Genomic DNA, 5,989 nt, shown 5'->3' with positions numbered 1-5,989 from the left:
CCGGCGCCCGGTAGGGCAGCGTGCCCGGAGGAAACATCCCCTTCGTCAGCGTGGGGCAGGCCGGGTGCCAGGCCACCCCGAAGTCCACCAGCACCGCCTCGCCCGTCTTCTGGCGCACCAGGATGTTGGCCTCCTTCACGTCGCGGTGGATGACGCCCGCCTCGTGCGACACCGCCAGCCCCCGCGCCACCTCCAGCACCCGCTCCACCACCTCGCCCAGGCGGCGCCCCGGCGCCCACTCCTCCAGCGTGGGGCCCTTCACCAGCTCCAGCTTCACCCACACGTACCGGGGCGCCTCCAGGGGCCACTGGCCCGCGCCCAGCTGGCGCACCAGGTGGCGGTGGCGCAGGCGCATGCCCAGCGACACCTCGCGCCAGGCCCTCGCGGCCCGCTCGGGGCCCTGGTCCAGTGGCAGCAGCTTGAGGGCGGACACGTACCCGTCCGGGCTGCGCACCCGGTACACCGTGGCGAAGCCCCCGCTGCCCAGCACCCCCTCCACCTCCTCCCAGCCAATGCGCGTGCCGGGCGGCAGCGGGGACGTGTCGGGCGGAGGCGGCGCGGCCTCGGCGCCAGGGGGAAGGGGGGGCTCGGGCCTGGGGCTGGGGCATGGAGTCTGTGTGGACATGCGGGATCTGACCTCCGAGGACCTCAACGTATCAGGTCGCGTGCCCCCCGTGGTGGGCGCGGTCTCGCGGTCACCAGCACAGGACCCGCCTCGAGCCTGGGTCCCACCTGCCCGCCCGCTCGCGAGCGGGGAAGGGCAGGCAATTGCTTACATGGGTCATCCTCGACGCATGAGAGTTTTTGCCCAGACGGATGATTCCCGACCCGTGACATGGAATGTTTTGCCTGTCTTGAAGCAGCATTTCAAATGCTGTGGACCCCCCAACAGAGCGCCTCCGGTAGGGCCATGTCCGACTCCGTGCGGAGCCCCCGCGCTGTCCGGTAGTGGATGCCGCAATCGTTGGATTTCCGAGGGAAGACGAGGGGGGCGGCCCCCGGGTGGGGGAGGAGTGTCCGCTAGCGTCCATGGGCCGGACCCGGTTCACGAGGACAGGAGGCGAGCAGGCATTGTTTCCCGTATTTCCCTTTCATATCATTTACTCTCAGTGCTCCTGGATTCCCTGTCCATGTCAGGGAATGAGAGGAGGCACGGACCCACGGGGGGAAAGCGACATGTCATTCGCCACGCACGCACTGTCCCAGCAGTCCGGAGTGTCCGCGGAGCCCTCGCGCAAGGTGTTGCTGGTGGACCAGGCCAAGGAGCTGCGGCTGTACCTCACGCCCCTGTTGCGCGCGGTGGGCTGCGAGGTGGTGTCGGTGGACAACCTGCTGGCGGCCCGGGTGGAGCTGGGCCGGTGCCGGCCGTTGATGGTGGTGGTGGACTGGCGGGTGCTGCCGGCGGATGGCTCGCCCGGGTGCGCGGCGCTGCGAGGCCCCGCGCGGAATGGGGACGTGCCCCTCCTCGTGGTGGTGGGAGACCACACGCCGGCGGAGCTGCTGGAGGCGTGCGTGCGGGGCGGGGCGGAGGACTGCCTGCTGGGCCCGGTGCGCATCACCGAGCTGCAGGCGCGCCTGGACGTGCTGCGCGAGCGGCCCGGGCCCCTCGAGCCGCGGATGATGGAGCGGCGCACCCCGCGCACCGTGCTGCTGGTGGGCGAGGCGCCGGACACGCCCGGGGGCCTGGGCACGGACCTGGAGGCGTGTGGCCACCACCTGCTGTACGCCTCCACCCATGAGCAGGCCGTGGCCCGGGTGGCCGAGTGCGGCGAGCCCCTCCACCTGCTGCTCACGCGCGCCCGCGTCACCTCGGCCGAGGAGATGATGCGCGTGGAGCGCCTGCGCACCGAGGCGCGCCTGGGCCGGGTGCCCACCGTGGTGGTGACGGACGGCGACGTCACGGAGATGCCCATGCTCGGGCAGGTGTGGCTGAGCTCGCGCACCCTGGCGCCGCGCCACCTGCTGTCGCGCATCAACGGCCAGCTCCAGCGCAACCTCGCCGCGCTGCTGGTGGACGAGCGCGTGCCCTTCGTCTGCCCGGTGGAGTACCGCGAGGTGGGCACCTTCTCCTGGTCCTCCTGCTACTCCAGCGCGCTCAGCCCCGGGGCCCTCTTCGTGCGCACCCTGGTGCCCGCCCGCGCCGGCGCCGCGCTGGAGCTGCGCATCCACCTGCCCACCACCCGCGAGGTGCTCGAGGGCCCCGGCCTCGTCGCCTGGTCCAACCCGTACACCGCGCGCCGCACCGCCTCGTATCCGCTCGGCATGGGCATCCAGTTCCTGGGCATGAGCCCCCGGCGGCTGATGCAGCTGCGCGAGCTCATCCGCGGCAACGGCCTCATGTAGTCCCCGCTGTCTCCCCCATCGCCCGCAGGAGGAACGTCATGGCCAGGAAGAAGATCCTGCTCGTCGACGACTCGAGCACCGTGCTGTTGCTGCACCGGATGATGCTGGCCCACTGTGGCTACGAGCTCGTCACCGCGAGGGACGGCCAGGAGGCGCTGGACAAGGCCTCCACCGAGCGGCCGGACCTCATCTTCCTGGATGTGCTCATGCCCCGCATGGACGGCTTCCAGACGTGCCGGGCCCTGCGCGCACGCGCGGAGACGCGGGACGTGCCCATCATCCTCGTCACCACCCGGGGCGAGCCGCACTACGTGCGCCAGGGCTTCGAGAGCGGGTGCACCGACTACATCACCAAGCCCTTCGACGGCGAGGAGCTGCTGGCCAAGGTGCGCGGCCACCTGGAGGAGGCGCGGCGCGCATGAGGGAGCAACTCCACTGGGAGAACGAGGCCCTGCGCGCGGAAGTGGCCGTGCTGCGCGCGGAGAACGAACGGCTGAGAGAGGACGCGCAGTGGCGCGTGCAGCGCCAGGGACTGGTGGAGGCGGAGCTGGCCCACCTGGTGCGTCTGCGCGTGGCCACCCAGCGGCTGCACGAGACGCTCCAGCCGCTGGAGCTGTTGGACATCCTCCAAGACCTGCTCATCAACCTGGTGGGCTCGGAGACGCTGGGCATCTTCGAGCGCGAGGGCGCGGAGCTGGTGCTGCGGGTGTCGCTGGGCATCGACGCCGAGCGCTTCCGCCGGCTGCCACTGGCGGAGGACGGTCCCATCGGCCGCTCGGCGCGCAGCGGCGCCTCGTGGCTGGAGGAGCTGATGGAGGCGGGGAGCGCTCACCACCGGACACACGGGCCGCGCGCGTGCGTGCCGCTGAGACTGGGGGGGCACGTCCTCGGGATGATGGTGCTGTTCGGCCTGCTGCCCCACAAACCGCGCCTCGAGCCCGAGGACCGTGAGCTGCTGGAGCTGCTCGCGACGGAAGGTGGCAGGGCCTTGTTCTGCGCCCGCGGCATGGCCGCCGGCAAGCCGTCCTGAGCGGGCGGCTTCGAGGGAGGGGGACACACTTGGAACTGGATCGCGAGCGGCTGCTCGCCACGTTCGCCGAGGAGTCGGGCGAGCTCCTCACGCAGATGGAGGAGACGCTCGTCTCCCTGGAGGAGCACCCGGACGAGGAGGCGCTGCGGGCCATCTTCCGGGGTGCGCACACGGTGAAGGGCGCGGCGTCGGCGATGGGCTTCACCGGCATGACGGACGTATCGCACGTGCTGGAGGACGTGCTGGAGACGCTGGTGGAGCGGCGGCTGCCGGTGACGGACGAGCACGTGACGCTGCTGCTGGCGGCGGTGGACCGGCTGCGCGAGCTGCTGGCGGAGGTGCTCGCGGGGCGGGAGCGGCCGGCGGAGGAGGACGCGGCGCTGGTGGAGCGGCTGGGGGCGTGCGCCGAGGCGTTGCGCCAGCAGGAGGCGCGGCGAAGGGTGTACGCGCCGCGGGTGGAGGAGCCGGGGGTGGAGGACGCGGCGGGGCGGCGCGCGCGCACGCTGCGGGTGGACGTGGAGAAGCTGGACCGCATCGCCATCCTCACGGGGGAGCTGGCGATTGCCCGCACGCGGCTGGCACGGGTGCTGGCGACGGGCACGGCCGAGGAGGCGCTGGAGGTGCACCTCGAGGCGGACCGGCTGCACGAGGAGCTGCGGGAAGAGGTGATGCGGGTGCGGATGGTGCCGGTGGGCCCGCTCTTCCGGCAGCACCTGCGCACGGTGAGGGATTTGACGCGGACGGAGCGCAAGTGGGCGCGGCTGGTGCTGGAGGGTGAGGAGGTGGAGGTGGACACGGCGCTGGTGGAGGGCCTGCGCGAGCCGCTGCTGCACCTGGTGCGCAACGCGGTGGACCACGGACTGGAGACGCCGGAGGAGCGCAAGGCGGCGGGGAAGGCGGCGTGCGGCACGCTGGTGCTGAGGGCCTTCCACGAGCCAGGCTCGCTGGTGGTGGCGCTGAGCGATGACGGCCGGGGCCTGCACCATGACAGGCTGAGGGAGAAGGCGCGCGGGCTGGGGCTGGAGCCCGAGCGGATGACGGTGGAGGAGCTGGAGGAGCTCGTCTTCCTGCCGGGGTTGAGCACGGCCGAGGCGGTGACGGAGGTGTCCGGGCGCGGCGTGGGCATGGACGTGGTGCGCCGGAGCGTGGAGGCGCTGCGGGGCCTGGTGACGCTGCGCAGCCAGGAGGGGAAGGGCACCACGGTGACGCTGCGGGTGCCGCTGACGCTGGCCACCATCCAGGGCTTCTCGGTGGGGGTGGGCGAGGAGACGTACGTGCTGCCGCTGGAGGCGGTGCGTGAGTGTCTGGAGTTGCCGGTGGAGCGCACCGGGCAGCCGGGGGCCGGCGTGTTGAACCTGCGCGGCCGGGCGCTGCCCTACCTGCGGTTGCGCGAGATGCTGGGCGTGGAGGGCCCCGCGGCGGGCCGGGAGAGCGTCGTCGTGCTGGGCCACGGGGGCAGCCGCGCGGGCCTGGTGGTGGACGCGCTCTTCGGCGAGGGCCAGTGCGTCCTCAAGCCCCTGGGCCGGCTCTTCCGCCACCTGCCCGGCGTGTCCGGCTCCACCATCCTCGGCAGTGGCCGCGTGGGGCTCGTCCTGGACGTGCCCACGCTGCTGCGCACCGCCATCCGCCAGCGGCCCGCCGTGAGCTGACGCTCCGCCCGCTCGCGCCTTCTTCCTCCATTCCGAAAGAGAACCATGCTCCAGAACCTCACCATCTCCCGGAAGTTGCAGCTCGGCTTCGGGGTCCTCGTCGCGCTGCTCGCCGCCACCCTCTGGGGGGCCTATGGCTTCTTCCTGCTGCTGGTGAACAACCAGGACTACTTCCGCTCACGCGACGTGCAGATCTCCATGCTCTCCACGGGCCTCCAGCTGGTGCAGATGGAGCAGCGGGTGGCGGAGTTCGCGCTCACGGGCAACGAGTCCCTGCTCGACGCCCTGCCCGAGTGGAGGGCCAGCGTCGTCGAGAACAACCTCCAGCTGCGGAAGCTGACGGCCAGCAACCCCCGGGCGCAGCAGCTGCTGGAGCAGCTCATGGTGCAATACCAGCAGCACTACCTCCCCCACCTCGAGCACCAGGTGAAGCTGCGCCGGGACATGGTGGCCGGACGCGTTCCGATGGAGCACGTCGTCGACTACGTGGAGAGCGGCAAGGGCCGGCAGAGCCTGGAGCTCATGCAGAGCACGGCGATGGCCGTCATCCGCGACGAGCAGGAGCTGAACCAGCGGAATGCCGAGGTGACCGATGTCCAGGTGAGCTCCGTCAAGCGGATGTTGGTGGGGGGCGGCATCGTGGGACCGCTGCTGGCGGTGCTGCTGGCGTGGGTGCTGGCGCGCAGCATCACCCGGCCGTTGAACGAGGCGGTGGGGCTCACGGTGAGGCTGGCCTCGGGAGACCTGACCACGGCCGTGGAGGTGAAGGGCCGGGACGAGACGGCCCAGATGATGGCCGGCATGCGCGAGATGGTGCAGCGCTTCGGGGGCGTGCTGGGAGAGGTGCGGGGCGCGGTGGGCTCGCTCTCCGGGGCATCGGGGCAGGTGGCTGCGGCGGCGCAGGCGTTGTCACAGGGGACGAGCACGCAGGCGGCGTCGGTGGAGGAGACGACGACGAGCCTGGAGC

The 5,989-nt window shown here is 71.8% G+C and carries 6 protein-coding genes; 5 read left to right on the top strand and 1 reads right to left on the bottom strand.

Annotation, left to right across the window (positions count from 1 at the left end; translation table 11 throughout):
* Positions 1 to 625, bottom strand: a 625-nt coding sequence (locus AC16DP_RS51425) for a protein kinase domain-containing protein (RefSeq protein WP_483957128.1), incomplete at its 3' end; no start/stop codon positions are given.
* A 551-nt stretch (positions 626 to 1,176) separates the two neighbouring features.
* On the opposite strand from AC16DP_RS51425, the gene AC16DP_RS51420 reads away from it, so the two are divergent.
* From AC16DP_RS51420 to AC16DP_RS51400, 5 genes are all read left to right on the top strand, one after another.
* Positions 1,177 to 2,343 (top strand): PilZ domain-containing protein, encoded by a 1,167-nt coding sequence (locus AC16DP_RS51420; protein WP_329727230.1) that lies wholly within the window; start codon positions 1,177 to 1,179, stop codon positions 2,341 to 2,343.
* Positions 2,344 to 2,381: 38 nt separating this feature from the next.
* Positions 2,382 to 2,765, top strand: a complete 384-nt coding sequence (locus AC16DP_RS51415; RefSeq protein WP_329727231.1) for a response regulator — start codon at positions 2,382 to 2,384, stop codon at positions 2,763 to 2,765.
* On the top strand, positions 2,762 to 3,373 hold the full coding sequence (locus AC16DP_RS51410; RefSeq protein ID WP_329727232.1) for a GAF domain-containing protein: 612 nt from the start codon (positions 2,762 to 2,764) through the stop codon (positions 3,371 to 3,373). Before AC16DP_RS51415 ends, AC16DP_RS51410 begins: the two co-directional genes overlap by 4 nt.
* Positions 3,374 to 3,402: 29 nt before the next feature.
* Entirely contained in the window at positions 3,403 to 5,022 is a 1,620-nt protein-coding gene (locus AC16DP_RS51405) for a chemotaxis protein CheA (protein ID WP_329727233.1), read from the top strand.
* A 45-nt stretch (positions 5,023 to 5,067) separates the two neighbouring features.
* Positions 5,068 to 5,989, top strand: a 922-nt coding sequence (locus tag AC16DP_RS51400; protein WP_483957127.1) for a HAMP domain-containing protein, incomplete at its 3' end; no start/stop codon positions are given.

Source organism: Archangium sp. (genome assembly GCF_057119385.1).
This window is presented reverse-complemented; position numbering and strand designations above follow the sequence as displayed.